The sequence below is a fragment of the Actinoplanes sp. NPDC048796 genome (genome assembly GCF_040650035.1).
Classification (GTDB): domain Bacteria; phylum Actinomycetota; class Actinomycetes; order Mycobacteriales; family Micromonosporaceae; genus Actinoplanes.
This window is the reverse complement of record NZ_JBEZGO010000002.1, coordinates 1039010-1059679: the sequence shown is the minus strand read 5'-3', so window position 1 is coordinate 1059679 and position 20670 is coordinate 1039010. Positions and strand designations below refer to the sequence as shown.

The 20670-nt window shown below is 71.3% G+C and carries 19 protein-coding genes; 7 read left to right on the top strand and 12 right to left on the bottom strand.

Features of this window, described 5'->3' with window-relative positions; genetic code table 11:
- Window positions 1-9 precede the first annotated feature (9 nt).
- The gene (locus AB0C26_RS13385) at window positions 10-702 is read right to left on the bottom strand and encodes a TetR/AcrR family transcriptional regulator (RefSeq protein WP_360246373.1); all 693 of its coding nucleotides are present in this window, start codon (window positions 700-702) and stop codon (window positions 10-12) included.
- Window positions 703-754: 52 nt separating this feature from the next.
- On the opposite strand from AB0C26_RS13385, the gene AB0C26_RS13380 reads away from it, so the two are divergent.
- A complete protein-coding gene (locus AB0C26_RS13380; protein WP_360246371.1) occupies window positions 755-2401 on the top strand; it encodes an MFS transporter in 1647 nt (548 codons plus the stop codon).
- Here AB0C26_RS13380 and AB0C26_RS13375 read toward each other — a convergent pair.
- Window positions 2398-2808: a rhodanese-like domain-containing protein gene (locus AB0C26_RS13375; RefSeq protein WP_360246369.1), complete on the bottom strand. Its 411-nt coding sequence runs from the start codon at window positions 2806-2808 to the stop codon at window positions 2398-2400. The two genes, AB0C26_RS13380 and AB0C26_RS13375, sit on opposite strands and share 4 nt — an antisense overlap.
- Window positions 2805-3278, bottom strand: a complete 474-nt coding sequence (locus tag AB0C26_RS13370; RefSeq protein WP_360246367.1) for a cysteine dioxygenase family protein — start codon at window positions 3276-3278, stop codon at window positions 2805-2807. Before AB0C26_RS13370 ends, AB0C26_RS13375 begins: the two co-directional genes overlap by 4 nt.
- A gap of 407 nt (window positions 3279-3685) precedes the next feature.
- On the opposite strand from AB0C26_RS13370, the gene AB0C26_RS13365 reads away from it, so the two are divergent.
- The 3 genes from AB0C26_RS13365 (at window position 3686) to AB0C26_RS13355 (ending at window position 6132) form a co-directional block, all read left to right on the top strand.
- The gene (locus tag AB0C26_RS13365) at window positions 3686-4771 is read left to right on the top strand and encodes a neprosin family prolyl endopeptidase (protein ID WP_360246365.1); all 1086 of its coding nucleotides are present in this window, start codon (window positions 3686-3688) and stop codon (window positions 4769-4771) included.
- A 135-nt stretch (window positions 4772-4906) separates the two neighbouring features.
- Window positions 4907-5428, top strand: a complete 522-nt coding sequence (locus tag AB0C26_RS13360; protein WP_097328795.1) for a sigma-70 family RNA polymerase sigma factor — start codon at window positions 4907-4909, stop codon at window positions 5426-5428.
- A complete protein-coding gene (locus AB0C26_RS13355) occupies window positions 5425-6132 on the top strand; it encodes a zf-HC2 domain-containing protein (protein ID WP_360246363.1) in 708 nt (235 codons plus the stop codon). Before AB0C26_RS13360 ends, AB0C26_RS13355 begins: the two co-directional genes overlap by 4 nt.
- Here the strand turns inward: AB0C26_RS13355 and AB0C26_RS13350 are convergent.
- Window positions 6125-9337, bottom strand: coding sequence for a BTAD domain-containing putative transcriptional regulator (locus tag AB0C26_RS13350; protein WP_360246361.1), 3213 nt, complete (start codon window positions 9335-9337; stop codon window positions 6125-6127). The genes AB0C26_RS13355 and AB0C26_RS13350 overlap by 8 nt on opposite strands.
- Window positions 9338-9562: 225 nt before the next feature.
- Between AB0C26_RS13350 and AB0C26_RS13345 the strand changes: the two genes are divergently transcribed.
- A complete protein-coding gene (locus tag AB0C26_RS13345) occupies window positions 9563-10186 on the top strand; it encodes a response regulator transcription factor (RefSeq protein ID WP_360246359.1) in 624 nt (207 codons plus the stop codon).
- A 14-nt stretch (window positions 10187-10200) separates the two neighbouring features.
- The gene (locus AB0C26_RS13340) at window positions 10201-11232 is read left to right on the top strand and encodes a S66 peptidase family protein (RefSeq protein WP_360246357.1); all 1032 of its coding nucleotides are present in this window, start codon (window positions 10201-10203) and stop codon (window positions 11230-11232) included.
- On the opposite strand, the gene AB0C26_RS13335 is transcribed toward AB0C26_RS13340, so the two are convergent.
- Together AB0C26_RS13335 and AB0C26_RS13330 are read right to left on the bottom strand one after the other, a co-directional pair.
- Window positions 11216-12694 (bottom strand): MFS transporter, encoded by a 1479-nt coding sequence (locus tag AB0C26_RS13335; RefSeq protein ID WP_360246355.1) that lies wholly within the window; start codon window positions 12692-12694, stop codon window positions 11216-11218. The two genes, AB0C26_RS13340 and AB0C26_RS13335, sit on opposite strands and share 17 nt — an antisense overlap.
- A gap of 40 nt (window positions 12695-12734) precedes the next feature.
- Window positions 12735-13196 (bottom strand): response regulator transcription factor, encoded by a 462-nt coding sequence (locus AB0C26_RS13330; protein WP_360246353.1) that lies wholly within the window; start codon window positions 13194-13196, stop codon window positions 12735-12737.
- Window positions 13197-13402: 206 nt separating this feature from the next.
- Between AB0C26_RS13330 and AB0C26_RS13325 the strand changes: the two genes are divergently transcribed.
- Complete coding sequence (locus tag AB0C26_RS13325) at window positions 13403-14416, top strand: NADPH:quinone reductase (RefSeq protein ID WP_360246351.1); 1014 nt, start codon at window positions 13403-13405, stop codon at window positions 14414-14416.
- Here AB0C26_RS13325 and AB0C26_RS13320 read toward each other — a convergent pair.
- From AB0C26_RS13320 to pseB, 6 genes are read right to left on the bottom strand one after another with little or no spacing between them, the layout of a single operon-like run.
- Window positions 14394-15407: a spore coat protein gene (locus tag AB0C26_RS13320; protein WP_360246349.1), complete on the bottom strand. Its 1014-nt coding sequence runs from the start codon at window positions 15405-15407 to the stop codon at window positions 14394-14396. The genes AB0C26_RS13325 and AB0C26_RS13320 overlap by 23 nt on opposite strands.
- Window positions 15408-15409: 2 nt before the next feature.
- Window positions 15410-16135, bottom strand: a complete 726-nt coding sequence (locus tag AB0C26_RS13315) for a glycosyltransferase family protein (protein WP_360246347.1) — start codon at window positions 16133-16135, stop codon at window positions 15410-15412.
- A complete protein-coding gene (locus AB0C26_RS13310; protein WP_360246345.1) occupies window positions 16132-17673 on the bottom strand; it encodes a hypothetical protein in 1542 nt (513 codons plus the stop codon). Before AB0C26_RS13310 ends, AB0C26_RS13315 begins: the two co-directional genes overlap by 4 nt.
- A complete protein-coding gene (locus tag AB0C26_RS13305; protein ID WP_360246343.1) occupies window positions 17673-18500 on the bottom strand; it encodes a hypothetical protein in 828 nt (275 codons plus the stop codon). The genes AB0C26_RS13310 and AB0C26_RS13305 overlap by 1 nt, the downstream gene beginning before the upstream one ends.
- Window positions 18501-18504: 4 nt before the next feature.
- The gene (locus tag AB0C26_RS13300) at window positions 18505-19629 is read right to left on the bottom strand and encodes a DegT/DnrJ/EryC1/StrS family aminotransferase (protein ID WP_360246341.1); all 1125 of its coding nucleotides are present in this window, start codon (window positions 19627-19629) and stop codon (window positions 18505-18507) included.
- The gene (pseB, locus tag AB0C26_RS13295) at window positions 19629-20609 is read right to left on the bottom strand and encodes a UDP-N-acetylglucosamine 4,6-dehydratase (inverting) (protein WP_360246339.1); all 981 of its coding nucleotides are present in this window, start codon (window positions 20607-20609) and stop codon (window positions 19629-19631) included. The genes AB0C26_RS13300 and pseB overlap by 1 nt, the downstream gene beginning before the upstream one ends.
- Window positions 20610-20670 lie beyond the last annotated feature (61 nt).

Genomic DNA, 20670 nt, shown 5'->3' with positions numbered 1-20670 from the left:
GTTCTCAGATCAACTAACGCCGGAGTACTTGTCGAGACCGTCCACCAGCAACTCGAGACCGAGTTCGAAGCGCTCGTCCACACTGCCGCCCACCAGGGCCGTGGCGTACGTCGCGATATGAGGGTAAATGTCGGCCGGGAGCTGTTCGAAGTAGGCGAGCGTCTCGCGGCCCAGATCCGACAGGAACGTCTCCTTGTCGGAGCCGGCGCCCTTCACCTGGTCGCGCCAGATCGAGTATTCGTACGCGTCGGCGGTGATGTAGAGGAAGATCCGGTCCATCGCCCAGGCGCCGATCCGGGGCGGGATGCCGCCGGCCAGCATCATGCCGAACATCGCGTTCGAGATGCGCAAGGCGTTCGGCCCGGTGGGGATGGTCGCGATCGCGGCCCGGGCCAGGTCGTTGTGCTCGATCATCACCTGGTGGCCGGCGCGGGCCAGTTCCTTGATCTGCTCCTTCCACCGGGGCGGGTCGAGCTCGGGGATCGGCAGCAGCGCGCACATCTCGTCGAACATGAGCCGCAGCAGCTCGTCCTTGTTCGCCACGTGGGCGTAGAGGCTGGACGGGCCGGTGCCGATCTCGGTCGCGACGCGCCGCATGCTGAGCGCGTCGATGCCCTCCTCGCGCACGACGCGCAGGCCGATCCGCACGATCTCGGCACGGGTGATGGTTTTTCTCGGGGGACGTTCCGCAGGCCAGGTCATCGGCGCCTAATTTACGTTGCGCTGAACGCCGTTCGCCAGTAGAACGGTGTTCGTGCTGACGAACACTGTTCAACCCGACACCGCGTACCGATATCGCTGGGTCGCGCTCTTCGTGATCCTCGCCGTCGAGGTCATGGACCTTCTCGACGCGCTCGTCACCAACATCGCCGGACCGGTGATCCGCGACGAGATCGGCGGCAGCTACAGCCTCATCCAATGGCTGGGCGCCGCGTACACCCTGGCCATGGCCGTCGGCCTGCTCACCGGCGGCCGGCTCGGCGACATCTTCGGCCGCCGCCGCATGTTCCTGATCGGCGCCGCCGGCTTCACACTGGCCTCGCTCGTCTGCGGCCTGGCGCAGAGCCCGGCCCAGCTGATCACCGCCCGGGCCGTGCAGGGCCTGTTCGGCGCGGTCATGCTGCCTCAGGGCCTCGGCATGATCAAGCAGATGTTCACGCCCGGCGAGCAGGCCAAGGCGTTCGGCGCCTTCGGGCCGGTGATGGGCCTGTCCTCGGTCGGCGGGCCGATCCTGGCCGGCTGGCTGGTCGACGCCGACTACTTCGGCGCCGGCTGGCGCATGATCTTCTTCATCAACCTGCCGCTGGGCCTGTTCGCGATCTTCGGCGCGGTGCGCTACCTGCCGGAGTTCCGCAGCGCCAAGGCGCCGCGCCTCGACGGGCTGGGCGTGGTCCTGGCCGCGGTGGGCGCCTTCCTGCTGCTCTTCCCGCTGGTGCAGGGCCGGGAGCTGGACTGGCCGGTGTGGTGCTTCGCGCTGCTGGCCCTCGGCGTCGTGGTCTTCGGCCTGTTCGCCGTCTACGAGGCGCGCCGCGAGCGCACCGGCCGGGACCCGCTGGTCACCCCGAGCCTGTTCCGCAAGCGGGCCTTCTCCGGCGGGCTCGCGGTCGGGCTGGTCTTCTTCGCCACCCTGATCGGCACCGGGCTGGTCTTCACCTTCTATCTCCAGATCGGCCTGGGGTATTCGCCGCTGAAGGCCGGTCTGACCACATTGCCGCAGGCCCTGGGCACGGTCGCCGGGTTCGTGGCGGCGGGGGCGGGCCTGGCTGAGCGCTTCGGCCGCCGGCTGCTCCAGCTGGGCACGGTGGTCATGATCGTCGGCACGGCCGCGTTCGCGGTGTCGGTCCGTCTCGCGGGGGCGGACGTGACGCCGTACAAACTGATCCCGGGTCTGGTCCTGGTCGGCGCGGGCATGGGCCTGGCCATGGCCCCGTTCTTCAACATCGTGCTGGCCGGCGTCGACGACGAGGAGACCGGGTCCGCCTCGGGCGCGCTGACCTCGGTCCAGCAGCTGGGCGGCGCGTTCGGCATCGCCGTGCTCGGCACGATCTTCTTCGCGATCCTGCCCGGCCAGGTGGCGTCCCACGTGGACAGCTCGTCGTCCCGGCTGACCACGGTGCTGACCGCGGCCGGTGTCCCGTCCGACACCCAGCCGGCGGTGGCGGCCGGTCTGCGTGACTGCCTGCGTGACCGTACCGCCGAGGATGATCCGGACGTCGTTCCGCCGAGCTGCCAGGGTGCTCCGCCGCCGGCGTCCGTTCAGGACTACGGGCGGGAGCAGGTCCGCGCCGGCTTCGAGGAGGCGACCATCCGCACCACAGGTGTGACGATCGCGCTCCTGCTGCTGGCTCTGTGCCTGTCGTTCCTGCTACCCCGCAAGGCCAGGCCGGAGGTACGGGATTAGCGGGTCACCGGCAGGCCCGCGGCCCGCCAGGCGGCGTACCCGCCGTCCAGGTCGGTTGCCCGGTGCAGGCCCAGGTCCTTCAGCGCGGCGGCGGCCAGGCTGCTCGTGTAGCCCTCCTGGCAGGTGACGATGACCTCGAGGTCGTAGTCGCCCGCCCACGGCAGCCGGGCGTCGCTGCGCGGGTCGAGACGCCACTCGAGGACGTTGCGCTCGATGATCACGGCGCCCGGGATCTCGCCGTGCTCGGCCCGCTGGGCGGCCGGGCGGATGTCGACTAGGACGGCGCCGCGCGCCATCGCGGCGCGGGTCTCGTGCGGGCCGACCCGGCTCAGCCGGGTGCGGGCCTGGGCCAGGATCTCGTCGATGCCGAGTGAGCCCGGCGGCGGGGACTGGAGCGCGGTCGTCACCACTGCACCCCGGCGCGCTCGACGGTCAGCACCTCGAGCGCCTCGGCGCCCACCCGGTACCGGGTCATCGTGGTCAGCGCCGGCCCGTAGACGTGCACGCTGATCGCGGGGCGGCTGGAGCGGTTGGTCATCCGGTGGATGTGGTGGGTGCCGAAGCGGCGGCCGGCGCCCTCGCCCAGCTCACGCGACGTGACGCGCGGGGCCCGGCCGGCCTCGGCCGACACCGTGTCCTCGGTGAGGGTGCCGCTGAAGACGTGGAAGGCGCCGGCCGAGCCGCCGTGGTCGTGCAGGTCGGTGCCCTGCCCGGGAAGCCAGGTCAGCAGCCAGACCTCGTAGTCGTCGGTCACCGTCAACCGGTGGTACCAGCGGTCCACGGGATTGAAGCGCGGGGCCACCGGCCACTGCTCGGGCGCCGCGGCGAAGCGGGTGGCGATGGCGAGATGGTCGAGGCGAGTGTCGACGACGGTCATGGGACCTCCCTTTGCATACATAACCTACCGGCTCTATAGGTTTACCAGCTCAACGTGATCAAGGCTAGTGGAACGCGCGGGCGATCGGGGGAAGTTCCCCGATTACGGACATGCCGGAAACCGTCGCTGCACAGTGGATTGTCGGAAGAGTGAAAGAAGCTCGCGGCCGTTTGCCTCTTTCGGGTCACGCGCGGCGCGGCCGTCTGCGATCGGGCCGATACTCTCCGTAAAAGAAATACACAGAACCATCACCGGATCGGTTCTCCGCCTCAGCCGTTAAGGCGGAAATCGCTCTGAGCAGGTTCTCCTCTATGGAGAAAGCTATATGGTGACGTCGATCCGGAGGTCACCTCGCCCGCCTCCTCGCAATCTCCGACGAAGAACCCCCGACGAACGAGGACGGACACGTGTTGAAGTCACGCCGCGGTCTTCTTGCCGCCGGTCTAGCCGTTGCCGTGGTCGGCGCCTTCGGCGTCGCTTCGACCCTCAGCGCGGGCGCGGACCAGATCGTGCCACCCACGGCCGCCGAGGCGTCCGCCGCGGTGGAGGCGCCGCCGACACCGCCCACCCTCCTCCCCTGGGGCGAGCGTCCTAAGAAGATCAAGCGTGGTAAGGCCGGCGCCAGCGCCAAGTCGCTGCGCGCCGCCGGCCTCTCGGCCGCGGCCAACGACACCAGCGGCTCGGTGATCCCCCAGGACGAGGAGGGCCCCAAGGGCCGCTTCCACACCACGTCCGACGCGCTCCGTACGGAGAAGACCGACATCGCGCCCCCCGAGCCGCCGTCCGACACCACCGGCGACCAAGAGGTCAAATACCTCTACAACGTGGGTGCGCAGGACGCCGAGACCGACGGCGTCTACGCCAACGTGACGATCTCGAAGCCGCGCCTCGAGGAGAGCGACTACCACTCGCTGGCCGAGCTGGCCCTGCAATCCGCCGACGGCCGCCAGATCGTCGAGGTCGGCTGGACGGTCGACCGCCTGGTCAACGGGGACGACGACCCGCACCTGTTCGTCTTCCACTGGGTCGACAAGAAGCCCGCCTGCTACAACGGCTGCGGATTCGTCCCGTACAGCAAGACCATCAAGCCCGGCGACACCCTGTCGTACGACGTCAGCAAGAAATTCGGCATCCAGTACGTCAAGAACGCCTGGTGGATCGCGTACGACAGCGAGTGGGTCGGCTACTTCCCCGAGACGCTCTGGAAGGACAAGGGCATCTCGTTCAACCGCTCCGGCCTCATCCAGGTCTTCGGTGAGGTGGCCTCGACCACCACGACGCCCTGCTGGACCCAGATGGGCAACGGCAAGCGGCCCAAGAAGGACGGCGCCGCCGCCAAGATGGCCAGCGTGACCTACCTCAACGGCCCGACGGTGGAACTGGAGCTCAGCACGACCAACGAGGCCTACAAGCCGTACATCAGCCCGAACACCTTACGAACGTTCCAGTTCGGCGGCCCCGGCCCCTGCGAAAAGGACGAGGACGAGCAGTAAAGGAAAACACCTGAGCACGCCGCCCGGTCCCGGCGAGGGGGACCGGGCGGCGTTTCTTATTGTCGCGTCGTCGAACCGAGTTCACCGCGAAGGTGTAATACCTTGTGGCGGACCGGTACCGGGAGGGCGGGCGCGATGCGGCGACGGGTGAGCCCCGACGAGGAGCTGATGACCGCGCTCTACAACGAGCACTACGCGGTTCTGCTCAGCTTCGTCATGCGCTATGTGCACGACCGCCACCGGGCCGAGGACCTGGTGCAGGAGACGTTGCTGCGGGCCTGGAAGCACATCGACACGCTGGAGACCGACACCGGGCGTACCCGTTCCTACCTGCTCACGATCGCGCGCAACGTGGTGACCAACGCGTGGCGGGCCGAGCAGCGCCGGCCGCATCTGGTCGCCGACGAGGCCGCGGTCAACGCGATGCCGTCGGCCGACAACGTCGACCAGCTGGTCGAGGGGTGGCTGGTGGCGGAGGCGCTGGAACGGCTCTCCGACGAGCATCAGGCCGTGGTCCGGGCCATGTACTACGAGGGGCAGAGCGTGGCCGACGCGGCGCGGAAGCTGTCCGTGCCGGAGGGCACGGTCAAGTCGCGCGCCTACTACGCGGTGCGGGCGCTGCGGACGGCGTTCGAGGAGATGGGGGTGCTGCGATGAGCGCCGATCCCCGCGAGACCCACGACGACCTGCGGCGGCTGCTCGGCGGTTACCTGCTCGGCGGGCTCGACGAGAGCGACACCGACCGGCTCGACGCCCACCTGCGCGACTGCGACGAGTGCCGGGACGAGCTCGACCGGCTCGCCCCGGTTCCGGAGCTGTTGCGGCGTCTGCCGGCCGCGGACAGGTCCCGGCCGCCGGTCAGCATGACGGCCCGGCCCACTCAGGAGAACATCGACGGGCTGCTGCGGCGGATGCGGGCCGAGCGTCATCGGGAAACCCGCCGCGCGGGGGTCCGCTGGCTGGCCGCGGCGGCCGTGGTGCTGATCGCGGTGGCGGTCGGCGCCGGGGTGATCCGCGGAAGCCGGCAGGACAATCGGCCGGCCGCGCTGCCCAGCGCCGAGCTGGTCACGGCCCAGTTCGAGCCGGCGCAGGGCAGCGGCATGTCGGGTCAGGCCGTGCTGACCCCCAAGACGTGGGGGGTGTCGGTCGCCCTGGACGTGACCAAGCTGCGCGGTGAGGGGCCGTTCCACTGTCAGGTGCGCGGTTCGTCCGGCCAGGTCGAGCAGGCCATGGTGTGGGGGCCGACGCCGAGCGGCAACGCCAAGGTGATCGGCGCCAGCTCCTTCCAGATCCGTAACGTCCGGTCGATCGAGGTGGCCGACCACAACGGCCACGTGCTGGGCAAGGCGACTCTCAACTGAGAGTGCGCGCCGCGTCCCAGCGGGCCGACATGGCGACGTAGAGGGTACGGGCCTCGTCCGGCCGTCCGCCCTCCTCGAGCGCCTGCGCCAACTCGAAGACCCGGCCCACCTTGCGGTAGTGCTCGGCCGCGGTCAGCGCCGGCGCCGGATCGCCCGTGAGCAGGGACTGGCAGCGCAGATGGGCCGCGTAGGCGCGGGCCGGGCGCACCTCGCGGTCGGCCTCGGCCGCGCCGATCGCGGCCGCCCGCTCGGCGATGTCGTCGCGGCCCTGGGCGCGGGCCAGGCGCACCACGCCGGGCAGCCACTGGTGGCGCAGCATGATCGGCGCGTAGGCGGGTTGCAGCAGCGGCTGGAGCAGTTCCAGGGCCTCGTCGGCCCGGCCCCGCTGCTCGGCCGCGAGCGCCCGCGCCACCAGTAGGAAGTCGCAGTTCTCGCGTTCCGCCTCGCTGGCCGGCACGGCGTCGGCCGCGCCCAGGTGGGCGGCGGCCAGATCCTGCTGGTCGCGGTGCAGGGCGATCAGCGCGGCCACGCCGTGCAGGAGCATCGTGATCGCGCCCGGTTCGCGCCGGCCGTGGAACGTGATGTCGCCGCTGACCTCGCCCACCTCGGCCAGCGCCTCGTCCCAGCGGCCGAGCCAGTAGTCCTGCACGGCCGCCGTGACCCGCAGCCCGGCCGGCAGGGGCTGCTCGGCGCGGCGCAGCGTCTCCTGCGCCTCCTCCAGGCGGTCGAGGTTCTGCAGGGAGAACAGACGGTTGTCGAGCAGGTCGTACGACAGGGAGGACTCGCCCCGCACCACGGCCAGGGCCCGGTCGGCGTGCTCCAGCGCCCGCTCGTGGTCGCGCCGGATCGAGCTGGTCAACCAGATCGTCTGGAGCGCGAAGGCCGTCTCGTACGGCTGGCCGGCCGCCACCGCCTCGTCGTGCACCCGCCGCGCCCGCTCCTCGGCCCGGTCGAGGTCGTCCAGGTCGCCGCGGCGGAAGTTGGCCAGCAGCACCCGGTGCCGCGAACGCCAGATCGACGGCACCCGGGGGTCGTCGACGGCCTCGCGCAGCATCGCCACCGCCTCCGCCTCCTCGCCCCGGCGGTGCCGCATGGTGGCCAGCAGCTGGCGCATCTCGGCCCGGTCATCCGGGTCGGCGGCGAGGCTCAGCGCCTCCTCGGCCTCGGACATCGGGAAGCGCTCACGCCGGAACTCGAGGCGGACCAGGGCCACCAGCAGCACCCCGCGCTGACCGGCCGAGGGCAGGTCGGTGGCGAGGGTGCGCCGGATCAGGTCGCCGGCGATCTGCGGCGCCCGCCGGACCACCTCGGCGTGGTGCTCGACCAGCCACGACAGCACCCAGGTGTCGACCGCCGGCGCGGACGCGTTGAGCTGCTCGGCGACCCGGGTCAGCGGGGCGCCCCCGGCCGCCAGGACCTCGGCCGCGTGCCGGTGCAGACCCGCGCGCAGCGCCGGCGGGACGCTGGCGACCAGGGCCTGGCGCAGGAACGGGTGGCGGAACGCCAGGTCGCTGCCGCTGTCCACCAGCACGCTGGCCGACAGCGCCTCCTCCAGGGCGCCGACCAGGTCGAGGGCCGAGCGCCCGGTCACCGCCACGACCTCGCTGACCGAGAACTCCGAGCCGAGCAGGGCGGCCAGCCGCAACACCTCGCGGGTCTCGCCGGAGAGCACGTCCAGGGCCGCGTGCACCGCGTCGAGCAGGGTCTGCGGCGGGTCGACGGTCACGTCCGGGCCGATGTCGGCCCGTCCCCCGGCGATCTCGACCGCGTCGCGCTGCCGCAGCGCCTCGACCAGCTCCCGGGCGAACAGCGGGTTGCCGCCGGAGCGGGCGGCCAGCGCGCGCAGGTGCGGGCCGGGCGGGGCGCCGATCATCGTGCCGACCAGGCGGTCGAGCTCGGCCGGGGCGAGCGGTCCCAGGTCGAGCGGCATCCGCTGCCGGGCCCGGACCCGGTTGCGCAGCGCGGCCTGATGCGCGTCCGGCCGGGCCGCGGCCACCAGCAGCAGCGGTGTGCGCGGGATCAGGGCGAGCAGCCGCTCCCAGACCCGCACGGTCGCGCTGTCGGCCCACTGCATGTCGTCGACGATGAGGATCAGCGGCGCCGCGCCGCAGGCCGACCGGACGGCGGCGACGATCTCGTCGTCGGCCGGTTCCGGCCCGTCGGAGTCCCGGGGCTGGCCCAGCGCGCGGAACAGCACCTGCAGCGGCACCCGGGAACCCAGTTGGTCGGCCGCGCCCCAGGCCACCCGGCACCCGGACCGGGCGGCGTCGGCGAAAGCGTGCGTGAGCAGCTCGGTCTTGCCGATGCCGGGCTCGCCGGAGATCCAGACGGCGCCGCCGATGCCGGCCGCGACCGAGCGGACCAGACTCCGGAGGTGATCGATTTCGGCCACCCGGCCCACCCAGGAGCGCCGGGCCAGCCCGTCCCGCAGCGCCTTGGCGATCGGGGTCGGCACGACCGTGCGCTCCTCGGTGCCGCCGAGCACCTGACGCTGCACGGACCGCAGTCCCGGACCGGGCTCGATACCCAGTTCGGCCACCAGCGTGCGCCGGGCCGTGCGGAAGACCTCCAGCGACTCGCCGTGCCGGCCGGCCTGGTGCAGCGCGCGCATCAACAACTCGTGCAGCGGCTCGTGCAGGGGATGGTCGTGGACCAGGGCGGTCAGCTCGGCGATCAGGCCGTCGTCGCCGCCGGCCTCCAGCCGCAGGCGGGCCCGCTGCTCGGCCGCGGCCAGCCGCAACTCGGCCAGCCGCTGCCGGTCGAGCTCGAGGAAAGGGCCGGCCAGGGTGGCGTACGCGTCCCCGCGCCACAGCGCCAGCGCCTCGTCGAGCCGGGTCACCGCGGTGGCGGCGTCGCCCGCCGCGAGCGCGGCGCTTGCCTGCGCACGCAAGGTCTGGAACCGCGCCGAGTCCAGCTGCCCCGGGTCGAGACGCAGCAGATAGCCGCCGGCCCCGGTGCCGAGCATCTGCGGCTCGAGCATGCGGCGCAGCCCCGACACGTACGTGTAAACGCTGCCGACCGCCGTCGCCGGCGGCGAGTCGCCCCAGGTCGCGGTGATCAGCTCGTCGCGCCCGACCGTGCGCCCGGCGTGCGCCGCCAGCACCGCGAAGACCGCCCGCTGGCGCGCCGGGCCCAGATCGATCTCGTCCGCGCCGATCCACGCGCGCACCGGCCCGAGCACACTGACGCGCAGGTCGTTCGCCACGTGTCCTCCCGGGTCGGTAAGGGTCAACTTCGAGGGAGACGGGGCTGGGTGTCAATGGATAACACAAACGGCACGGACGGGCACTGATCGGGGTCAGCGCTTCCCACCCCGCACCAGCCTCTGGTGGACTGTTTCATCGGCCTTCCCGGCCCGATGAAGGTTCCGTGAAGGTTCTCTGAAGGCGCTTCTCACAGACTGGCTCCACCGCCAGACAGGGGAGCAGCCGTGGAACAGATCCGGGTCGCCGTGCAGGCGACAGACCCGCTCAGCCATGCCGGACTCGCCGCGTTGCTCCAGTTCCGGAGCGACCTGACCGTCCTACGCAACGCCCAGCGGGCCGAGGCCGACGTGCTCGTGGTGGCCGCCGAACGGCTGAGCACCGAGGTGGTGGCCAGCCTGCGCCGGGCCACCGGCGAGACCAGCGCGCCGGTCGTGCTCGTGGTGCAGGACATCGACGAGGGCGACCTGCTCACGGCTGTCGAGTGCCGGGTCGTGGCGATCCTGCCGCGCGGCGCGGTGAACCCCGACCGGCTGGCGCACAGCGTGCGGGCGGCCGCCACCGGCGGCGGGGTGATGCCGCCCAACCTGATCGGCGAGCTGCTCAAACACGTCGAGCGGATGCAGCGTGACGTGCTCGCCCCGAACGGGCTGAACGCGTCCGGGCTGAGCCCGCGCGAGGTCGACGTGCTGCGGCTGATGGCCGACGGCTTCGACACCAACGAGATCGCCGGAAAGCTCTGCTATTCGGAGCGCACCGTCAAGAACGTCATCTACGGCGTCACCCATCGCCTGAAGCTGCGTAACCGCTCGCACGCCGTCGCATATGCCTTGCGCGCGGGAATGATCTAACTAGATTCGGCGGCATGGACTCCCCGCCGAAGTTGCAGCCGGGCGACCGGGTCGCCGTCGTCTCACCCTCGTGGGCCGGTCCGGGCGTCTTCCCGGCCGTGCACGAGCAGTCCCTGCGGCGTATCCGCGACGACCTGGGGCTCGAGCCGGTGGAGTACGCCACCACGCGCACCCAGGGAACGCCGGCCGAACGGGCGGCCGACCTGATGGCTGCCTACGCCGACCCGTCGATCCGGGCCGTGTTCGCGACCATCGGCGGCAGCGACCAGATCACCGTACTGCCGCACCTCGATCCGGCTCCGTTCCGGAACGACCCGAAGCCGTACTTCGGCTACTCCGACAACACCAACATGCTCAACTGGCTGTGGACCCAGTCGATCGCGAGTTATCACGGCGGCTCGACGATGGTGCACCTCTCACGCGGGCCGGCGATCGACCCCGAGCACCTGTCGTCGCTGCGGGCGGCGCTGTTCGAGACCGTCGATCTGCCGATCACCCCGGTGTCCGGATTCCGTGACGAGGAGATCGGCTGGGCCGATCCGCGGGCGCTGACCGACGCGGCGCCGGCCGAGCCCAACCCGGGCTGGGTGTGGCACAACGCCGACCGGGTGGTCACCGCGCCGACCTGGGGCGGCAGCATGGAGATCTTCCACTGGAACCTGGCCGCCGACCGCTGGATCCGGCCGAACGAGGCTTACACGGGCTCCATCCTGCTGCTGGAGACGTCCGAGGAGCTGCCCTCCGCCGGAAGCGTCTTCCGTATGTTGCGCAACGCGGGCGAGCGCGGCCTTCTCGAACAGTTCCCGGTCGTGCTGATGGCCGCGGCCAAGGCCAGCCACTTCGGCTCCCGGCCCGATCGCGGCAAACGGGACGAATACCGCGATGAGCAGCGTGCGGCCGTACTGAAAGCCCTGGCGGCCTACAACCCCTCGGCGATGGCCGTCTTCGGCGTGGAGTTCGGCCACACCGGGCCACAGTGGATCCTGCCGTACGGGGGCCGGCTGACCGTCGACGGGCCGGAGCGCCGGATCATCGCCCACTTCTGACCGGTTCGGTGTGGCGCGGGTGCACCGGTGGCGCGCTCGGGTCGCAGAACGCCTTGACCGGCGTGTGCGACGGCAGCCGGCTCGGAATCAGGAACCAGGCCAGCACGCCACCCGCGATCATCAGGCCGGCGCAGATCATCATCGTGTTCCGGTAGACCGGCGACAGCTGCGCCGCGTCGGTCAGGTTGCCGCTGCCCAGGCCGGCCGCGAGGGGCAGCACGGCCACCGACAGCAGACCGGCGGCCCGGGCCACGGCGTTGTTGACCCCGGAGGCGATTCCCGCGTACGCGTCGTCGAGCGCACCCAGCGCGGTGGACGTCAGCGGCGCCACGAGCAAGGTCAGCCCCACGCCGAAGACGATCACCGAGGGCAGCACGCCGGTCCAGTACTCCGCGCCGGCGCCGATCCGCGACATCATCAGCAACGCCAGGGCGCAGATCAGCGGGCCCACGGTCATCGGGAGGCGCGGGCCGATCCGCTGGCCGAGCGCGCCCGAGCGGGCCGAGAACAGCAGCATGAGCACGGTCGAGGGCAGCAGCGCGGTCCCGGCCAGCAGCGGCGAGAAGCCGGCGACGACCTGCAGGTTGATGACGAACAGGAAGAAGACGCCGCCGTTGGCCCCGTAGACCAGGAAGGTGACCAGGTTGGCCCCGCTGAACGCCTTGCTCTTGAAGATCGACACCGGCATCATCGGCTGCCGCGCGCGGCGTTCGGCCAGCACGAAGGCGACCAGGCCGGCCACGCCCAGGGCGAGCGTGCCGAGCACCACCGGATCGCCCGGGCCGCGCATCGGCCAGGCCGTGAAGCCGTACGTGAGACCGGCCAGCCCGATCGCGCCGGTCAGCACGCCCACGTAGTCGATATGGCCGGTGGCGTCCGGATTGCGGGACTCGGGAACGTGCCGCGCGGCGATCAGCAGCACGATCGCGGCCAGCGGCACGTTGATCAGGAAGATGTAGCGCCAGTCGCCGATGCCGACCAGCCAGCCGCCGAGGAACGGGCCCAGCGCCCCGCCGATGCCGCCCAGGCCCGACCAGGCGCCGATCGCCTTGGACCGGTCCTCCCGGTCGAACGACGCCTCCAGGATCGCCAGCGAGCCCGGCGTCAGCAGCGCCCCGCCGATGCCCTGCAGGATGCGGGCCACGATCAGCCAGCCGATGTTCGGCGCGAGACCGCAGAGCAGCGAGGCCGCGGCGAACCAGGCGACGCCCAGCATGAAGATCCGCTTGCGGCCGAACCGGTCACCGAGCGAGCCGCCGAGCAGAACCAGGGCGGCCAGGCTCAGCGCGTAACCGTTGATCGTCCATTGCAGACCGGCGGCGTCCGCGCCGAGATCGCGCCCGATCTCGGGCAGCGCGATGTTGACGACCGTCGAGTCGATGAAGGCCAGGCTGGAGCCGAGCACCGTGGCCAGCAGCACCCAACGGCCGGCCGGCGTGCTGAAACGCACCATCTGATCCATGCGCCCGACACTATCCCCGGCCGGACCGCGCCGGGATCAGTCAGTTGACTGTCAGTCGTTGCGCCGCCGACCAGATCTTCCGGGGTGATTGCAGCGCCGCCGCGGCCACCGCGGCCGGCGGCCGGCTGACACCGGGCCGGTGCCGCAGAAGGCTGTTGAGGCGGGCGCCGAGCACCTCGCGCTGGAAGGGCTTGAACAGGTAGTCGTCGGCGCCGGCGTCGAGCGCGTGCATGATCCGCTGGTCGTTCACGTCGGCGCTGATCACCATGATCGGCAGGAAGGCCGTAGCCGGCTCCGACCGCAGCCGCCGGCACAGCTCGATGCCGTTCTCACCGGGCATCCGCACGTCGAGCAGGGCCGCGTCGACGCCCCCGCCCAGCAGGGCCACCCGAGCCGACTCGGCGTCCAGGGCCCGGATCACGGTGTGCCCCACCCGCTCCAGCGCCAGGCCCATCAGTTCGAGGTGATCGGCGTCATCGTCGGCGATCAGCACGGTAGCCACGCGAACCTCCAGGAGCCAGGAACAGCGATCACAAAGATGTTCGGTCGCGACGTGGGATCGCTGAGCCGTTTAGCCGACGTGGGCAGCCGCCTGCCGTACTACGACGTGTATCGGCCTCGGGGCCGGGACGGCTGGGGGCGGAGGTTAGGGAGCACGTCACACGTTGTCGCGGGGCGCTCGCCACCGGGTAGTCCTAGGGTGGATGGATGCGTGCTGCTGTGTTCCACGAGTCCGGTCCGGCGTCCGTTCTGAAGATCGAGGAGCGGGAGCTTCCGCCCGCGGGGCCGGGGGAGGTGCGGGTGCGGATCGTGCTGTCGGCGGTCAATCCGACCGACACCGGGACGCGGGCCGGTAAGGGGGTGCCGGACGGGGTGTCGCCGCCCCGGGTGCCCAACCAGGATGGGGCCGGTGTGGTCGACGCCGTGGGGGACGGGGTGACCGGGCTCGAGCCGGGGGACCGGGTGTGGGTGTGGGACAGCGGGTTCGGGCGGGAGAACGGGACCGCCCAGGAGTACGTGGTTCTGCCGCGGCGGCAGGTGGTGCGGATGAACGATGACGTGCCGTTCGAGGTGGGTGCGGCGCTGGGTATTCCGGCGCTCACCGCGCACCGGTGCCTCACACTGGCCAGCGACGGGCCGCAGCGGCTGGCGCCGGGAGCCCTGGACGGGCGGACCGTGCTGGTCGCGGGTGGGGCCGGCGCCGTCGGCAACGCGGCCATTCAGCTCGCCAAGTGGGCCGGGGCGAAGGTGCTGACCACCGTCTCGTCCAAGGAGAAAGCCGACCTCGCCGTGGCCGCCGGAGCCGATGCGGTGATCAACTATCGGGAGGAGGCCGTCGTCGCGCGGGTGGCCGAGCTCGCGTCGGGCGGCGCCGACATCATCGTCGAGGTCAGCACCGACAACCTGCCGATCGACCTCGACGTCGTGGCGCCGGGCGGCAACATCGCCATCTACGTCGGTGGCAAGGTGACCATCCCCAGCTTCAAGGCGATGCTCAAGAACGTCAGCCTCGACTTCGTGCTCACCTACACGACCACCGTCGAGGAGAAGGACAACGCCGTGGCCGCGGTCGCCGAGGCGGTCAACTCCGGCGCGTTCCGGGTCGGCGAGCAGGCCGGCCTGCCGATTCTGCGCTACCCGTTCGAGCAGGTCGGCGGGGCGCACGAGGCGGTCGAGCGCAACGCCGTCGGCAAGGTCGTCATCGAGGTGACTCAGCCTTAGCCAGCAGCGCGTCGGCCACCCGGGAGACGCCCTGGCCGTCGACCGCCGCCCAGGCCTTCCGGGCCAGCTCGGTGCGGAGGGCCGGGTCGGTCAGCAGCGTGCGCAGCGTGGTCACCGCGTCGGGGCCGAAGTGGCCGAGCTGCCCGATGCCGGCCGCGAAGCCGCGAGCGAGCGTCCGGTCGTACCCCAGAATCTGATTGTCGACCACCCAAACCAGCGCGGCCGGCAGACCGAGGCAGAGCAGTTCCCAGGTCGACGTGCCGCTGGCGCTGACCGCGAGGTCGGCTCCGGCGAGCAGTTTCGGCAGGTCGTCGGTGGGCGGGATGATCTCGAAGCGCTGGCCCTGGGCCGGTTTCACCGCCTGCAACTCCTGCCGCAGCTCCTCGTTGGCGCCGATGATCGTGGCGTCGAGGGGCGCCTCCGTGCCCGCCAGCAGCCGGGCGATCGCCGGCGCCGCGCGGTAGGCGTCGGTGCCGCCGAAAAAGGCCACGACCTTGGGTGTACGTCCGGAGGTGTGCACCGGGGGCTCGAGCGGCCGCAGCTGCCGTACCGAACCGCGCAGCAGCGCGTAGTCGAGCCCGGCCAGGCCGATCGCGTCCTCGACGTCGATGACCGCGTCCAGGTTCTGGTCGACGTAGATGTCGGCCGACTGCCCGCGGAAGTCGCCGTCGACGATGGCGAGCACCGGCAGCCCGGTCTTGCGGACCGCCACCGTGTGCTGCGGCGGCAGCGTGTACGAGTCGACCACCAGCGCGTCGAGCTGAAGCCGCTCGGTCGCCGCGACCAGGCCGACCTCGTCGAACGGGGCCGGGTGCCACGGCAGCCCGCGCTGGGTGAGCTGGGCCTCGGCCCATTCCACACCGCCCAGGTCGCTGAGGAACCGGACGGACACTCCGCGTGACACCAGCTCCTCGGCCAGGGCCACGCAACGGACCAGATGCCCGACGCCGGTGCGGGCACCGGCGTCGCAGCGGATTCCGACGATCGTCACGGTTACGCCTGTACCAGCGCCTTCTGGAGGACGTGCGCGTTCAGCTCGGTGAGGTCGGGCCGGCCGGCCAGCCAGTCGGTCAGCTTGCGCACCGAGATCGGCTCGTCGCCGAAGTGCTGGACGATCGCCTCGATCAGCTTCCAGTCGTCCTCGGTGTCCAGCGTGAGCCGCAGGTGCGACAGGTCGGGCTGCAGGGTCAGCCCGATCACGTCGAACTCCTCGGAGTGCGTGTAGATGTACGACGTCACGTGCGTGCGGTGGTGTTCGGTGGCCAGCGCGTCGATCTCGCGCAGGACCGGCGTGCGGACCACCTCGACGTCCAGGCCGCGGGGCAGCGTCTTGACGATCGATGTGGTCATGTAGTCGGCCTCGGCGGCCGTGAAGACCCGGTACGCGCGAGCGATCAGTTCCGGGTCGAGCAGCGGCGAGTCCGCGGTGAAGCGGAGCACGACGTCGCTCTCGTGCTCGTCCAGCACACCCAGGAAGCGCTCGAGGACGTCGTCGACCGACCCCCGGTAGCAGGGCACGCCGAGGGCGGCGCACTCGGCCGCGACCGCGTCGTCGTCGGGCTCGGTGGTGGTGGCCACGACGATGGTGTCCAGGACACCGCTCTGCGCGGCGGCCCGGACGACCCGTTCGAGAACACTGCGGCGGCCCAGCTTGCGAAGCACCTTGCCGGGCAACCGGGAGGAGCCCATCCGGGCCTGGATGATGCCGAGGGTTGTCATGAAAGTCCTTTTCGAAGGCGATTGCGAGCCTTGCGGGCTACCCCGAATCCGAGTTTTGCAACGCGGAAACTCACGGAGCCGCTGAAGGCGGCGATCTGCATACGGGCCTTGCGAAGTTCGGCGTCCCGGCGGCCGAGCTCGCGCTCGAACCACTGGGCCCGGGTGGTGGCGTCGGCCAGTTGCCGGCGCAGCGCCCGGATCTGTTCCTCGTGCTCCCGGCGCGCGTCCGGCAGCGGGGGATCCTCGCCCGCGGCCGCGTCGCCGGTTTCCGCGTCGGCGGGCCGGCCGGCGGCGGCGTGCAGGATCGAGGTGAGGGTCGGCAGGTCGACGGCGGCCGGCCAGGGGTGCGCGTAGCCACCGCCGAGCAGCGTCTGCGCGAACCGGCGGATCACGTCGGTCTGCGGCGGGACACTGGGGTCGAGCACTGTGTAAGTCAGCTCTGGGTGAGTCAGCTCTGTGGAGTTGTCCTCGTGGACCACCACGTTGTCGGCGGCGGCGCCGGGGTGCGCGGCGGTCCAGCCGGTGAGCAACCGCCGCACGATCGGAAGATCGTGCCGCAGGCAGGCGGCCAGAAGCAACTCCTCCAGCAGGCGGCCCCGCGGCAGCGGCCCGTTCAGCGCGGACAGGTCCCGACCAGGAACTTCACGGAGTACGCGCCGGGTCCACCCGCCGTCACGACCGGGGGCCAGCTCGACCACCGGGCCGTCTCCGATCAGCACCGGCGGCAGGCTCAGCGCGGCCGCCGGGCGGGGCGCGCGGTGGGCCGCGACGAGCCAGGCCGAGGCGAGTTCCGGCCCCAGGCCGCCGCGCACGGCGGCCGCGGCCAGCCGGCGGGGGTCACTCAGGACCGACCTTTCGGCGTACGCCCGGGCGGCGGCGCTCGCGGTGACGGCGGCCAGCGCGTCGGCCGGCCCGTCGTGCAGCGCGTTCGGCGTGGCGATCAGGGTCGGCTCGTGCGGCACGGGCCACGCCGCGCCCAGCCAGTCGACGGCCAGGCCCTCGGCGGCGAGCCGGCCGGCGAGGCGGCCCGGGTTGCCGGGCTTGGTGTCGAACTCGCCCAGCGGCCGCCAGGCGCTGTCGGCCTGGGACGCGGTGGACGAGGACGGGTCGACCAGCTTGTGCACGCCGAGCTCGTTCTCGACGGCCAGCAGCAGCGTGCCGCCGGGGCGCAGGAGGCGCTGGAGTGCCTGGAGGCTTTCCACCCAGTCGAGCTGGGGTCCCTCGACCGAGCAGAGGCGGTCGAGCCCGTCGAGGGCGACCACGACGTCGTACCGCTCGGTGTCCAGGACCTTGGCCAGGCTGCCGCAGAGGACCCGCACCCCGCGGGCCTCCACCTCGATCGCGTCGGGCTGGGAGCGCAGCAGGCAGGTCACCGTGGCGCGGGCGGCCAGCGCGTCGACCAGCGCGGCGTCGTGCGGACCGGCGACCAGCACCTCGGCGCCGTCGGGCAGCTGATCGGCGAGGTAGCCGAACAGGGCGCCGCCGGCGGGCGGACGGTCCTCGGTGAAGGAGGGCATCTCGCCCCCGATCATCTCCATCACGCGGGCACCCTAGCCTTCTCCGTCCAGCCGAGGAGAACGCGCAGCTCGGCCGGCGAGGCGAGGTAGCCGTCGCCGAGCTCGCTCAGCGCCGACGGCCGGGCGACGGTCATGTCGAGGTGTTTGCCGTGCAGCTCGGGCCACTCGCGCCGGATCCGCTCGGCCATCGGCAGGTCTTCCCGGTCGAGGTGCATCGGGTCGCCGTAGACGGCCGGTTCGCAGCCGGCCGCGACGCCGTGGAAGATCGCGCTGCTCAGTCTGTTCGAGGCGACACGCTTGTGCCGGCGCAGCTCGGCGAGCTGCTTGTCGAGGAAGTGGCGGTCGGTGTCGAGCCACTGCTTGCCGCGGTAGCCGTGGCACACCACGCGGCCGTACTGCTCGTACGACTGGCGGACCTTGTCGTTCTGGAACTCGTTCCAGTAGAGGCAGAAGGTGACCGGGCCGTCCTCGGTCGCCAGGATCTCCTCGACCTGCCGCTGGTGGTCGCCGAGGACCTGCTGGTTCTCCCAGCCGTGGAACGGATAGAAGATGGTGCCCTCGCGCGGCGGGGCGCCCGGGTCCTCGGGCCGCATGGTCAGCAGGTAGAGGAAGGGGGCGCCGATGACCGTGACATGGCGGCGCCCCATCGACCACGCCCGCCGCCTCGTGCGTTCCGAGTAGACGAGGATGGGCCGGCCCGGCACGTAGGGCGTGCCGTAGCCGAGCCCGTCCACCACGTTCCAGCCGTGCTGCACGAAGCCGTCGATCCGGGGTGGATCCTCCGGATCGAGGCCGCAGTACTCCGCGAGGATGTGCGCGTGGCCGTAGAAGTGGTTGGCGTGGTGCACCCGACTAGCTCCCGAGGATGGTCCGCAACGCCTCGACGACTCGGTCCTGGTCGGCATCGCTGAGGTCGACGAAGAGCGGCAACGATAGCTCCTCAGCGTAGAAGGCCTCGGCGACGGGGCACATCCCCCGGCGGTAGCCCAGCTCCTCGAAGGCCGGATGCCAGTAGACCGGGATGTAGTTGACCTGCACACCGATGCCCGCCTCGCGCAGCCGGTCGTACACCTCGCGGCGACGGCCGTCGAGCACCCGGACGGGGTACAGGTGACGCAGCGGGTCGACGCCCTCACGCTGGATCGGCAGGCGCAGGCCGGGCACGTCGGCCAGCAGCGCGTCGTAGCGCGCGGTGAGCTCCTGCCGGCGGGCCTTGAACGCGCCCAGGCGCTTGAGCTGCGAGCTGCCGAGTGCGCACAGGATGTCGGGCAGCCGGTAGTTCAGCCCGAATTCCTGCACCTCGTAGAACCAGCCACCCTCGTCCGGGTGACGCAGCTTGGCCGGATCTTTGACCATGCCGACGTTGTGGAACGTGCGGGCCCGCTCCAGCAGGTCGGGCCGGATCGAGGCGACCGCGCCGCCCTCGGCGGTGGTGAGGTTCTTGGTCGGGAAGAACGAGAACGTGGTCAGGTCGGCCAGCGAGCCGACCGGGCGGCCGTTCAGCGACGAGCCGATCGAGTGGGCGGCGTCGCCGATGAGCACGGCGCCCACGCTCTCCGAGATCTTGCGGAGGGCGTCGTAGTCGGCCGGGTGACCGGCGTAGTCGACGGCGGCGACGGCCTTGGTCTTCGCCGTGACCAGCGACTCGACAGCGGCCGGGTCGATGTTCGCCGTGTCGTCCTCGATGTCGGCGAACACGACCTTGGCGCCGAGCATCATGGCGGTCGAGGCCGTGGCCACGAACGTCATCGGGGTGGTGACCACCTCGTCGCCCGCGCCGACTCCGGCCGCCGCGTACGCCGTGTGCAGCGCGGTCGTCCCGTTGGTGACAGTGACGGCCGGGGCGCCGGCCGCGGCCTCGATGTCCGCCTCGAACTGGGCCACCCGCGGCCCGGTGGTCAGCCAGTCGCTGCCCAGGGCCGCGACGACGGCCTCGGCGTCGGACTCGTCGATGGATTGCCGCCCGTAGGGCAGCATCAGTTCTCCTCGAGCAGGGCGCGCATGTCCTCGACCGACAGCCAGAGGTCGTTGTTGTCGGAGCGGTAGTTGAAGCCGTCCGGCACCTCTTCGCCGCCCTCGGGAGCCTCGTAGCCCCAGCTGGCCACCACCGGCTGGACCACGTAGCGGTCGGGGAAGCGCAGCGTGCGGCGGCTGTCGTCGGAGGCGATCATCTCCTCGTGCAGCTTCTCGCCCGGCCGGACACCCATCTCGTGGGTCGGCGAGTTCGGGGCGACGGCCTCGACCAGGTCGAGGATCCGCATGCTCGGGATGCGCGGGACGAACAGCTCGCCACCCTGCATCACGTCGAACGAGTCGACGACGAACTTGACGGCCTGGGGGAGCGTGATCCAGAAGCGGGTCATCCGCTTGTCGGTGATCGGCAGGCTCTTGCCGTCGGCGGCGAGCTTGCGGAACAGCGGGACGACCGAGCCGCGGCTGCCCATAACGTTTCCGTAACGGACGACGGCCAGGCGCGTCGGGTGGGTCGCGGCGTAGTGGTTGCCGGCGATGAAGAGCTTGTCGGCGACCAGCTTGGTGGCGCCGTACAGGTTGATCGGGCTCGACGCCTTGTCGGTGGAGAGTGCGACGACCTTCTTGACGCCCTTGTCGATCGCGGCGTCGATGACGTTCTGCGAGCCGTTGATGTTCGTCTCGACGAACTCCGACGGGTTGTACTCGGCGGTGTCGACCTGCTTCAGCGCGGCCGCGTGCACGACGTAGTCGACGCCGTGCATGGCGCGCTCCAGCCGGGACTTGTCCCGGATGTCGCCCAGGAAGAAGCGCAGGCGCGGGTCGTCGTTGAACATCTGCCGCAGCTCGTACTGCTTCAGCTCGTCCCGGGAGAACACCACGATGCGCTGCGGGTCAAGGTGGGTCAGGGCGTAGTTGAGGAACGCCTTTCCGAAGGAACCGGTCGCGCCGGTGACCAGGATCGACGATCCGCTCAGAACAGACACTTGATTTTCTCCCGGGGGGTGGGACAGGACGCAGTACGAGCCGGAAGCATAACCATCGGAC

Excerpts from the sequence above, each read along its gene's own strand:
- AB0C26_RS13370 (WP_360246367.1), bottom strand. The coding sequence starts at position 3,278 with ATGACCGTCGTCGACACTCGCCTCGACCATCTCGCCATCGCCACCCGC.
- AB0C26_RS13360 (WP_097328795.1), top strand. The coding sequence starts at position 4,907 with ATGCGGCGACGGGTGAGCCCCGACGAGGAGCTGATGACCGCGCTCTAC.
- AB0C26_RS13325 (WP_360246351.1), top strand. The coding sequence starts at position 13,403 with ATGCGTGCTGCTGTGTTCCACGAGTCCGGTCCGGCGTCCGTTCTGAAG.
- AB0C26_RS13340 (WP_360246357.1), top strand. The coding sequence starts at position 10,201 with ATGGACTCCCCGCCGAAGTTGCAGCCGGGCGACCGGGTCGCCGTCGTC.
- AB0C26_RS13310 (WP_360246345.1), bottom strand. The coding sequence starts at position 17,673 with ATGGAGATGATCGGGGGCGAGATGCCCTCCTTCACCGAGGACCGTCCG.
- AB0C26_RS13300 (WP_360246341.1), bottom strand. The coding sequence starts at position 19,629 with ATGCTGCCCTACGGGCGGCAATCCATCGACGAGTCCGACGCCGAGGCC.
- AB0C26_RS13355 (WP_360246363.1), top strand. The coding sequence starts at position 5,425 with ATGAGCGCCGATCCCCGCGAGACCCACGACGACCTGCGGCGGCTGCTC.
- AB0C26_RS13335 (WP_360246355.1), bottom strand. The coding sequence starts at position 12,694 with ATGGATCAGATGGTGCGTTTCAGCACGCCGGCCGGCCGTTGGGTGCTG.
- AB0C26_RS13385 (WP_360246373.1), bottom strand. The coding sequence starts at position 702 with ATGACCTGGCCTGCGGAACGTCCCCCGAGAAAAACCATCACCCGTGCC.
- AB0C26_RS13315 (WP_360246347.1), bottom strand. The coding sequence starts at position 16,135 with ATGACAACCCTCGGCATCATCCAGGCCCGGATGGGCTCCTCCCGGTTG.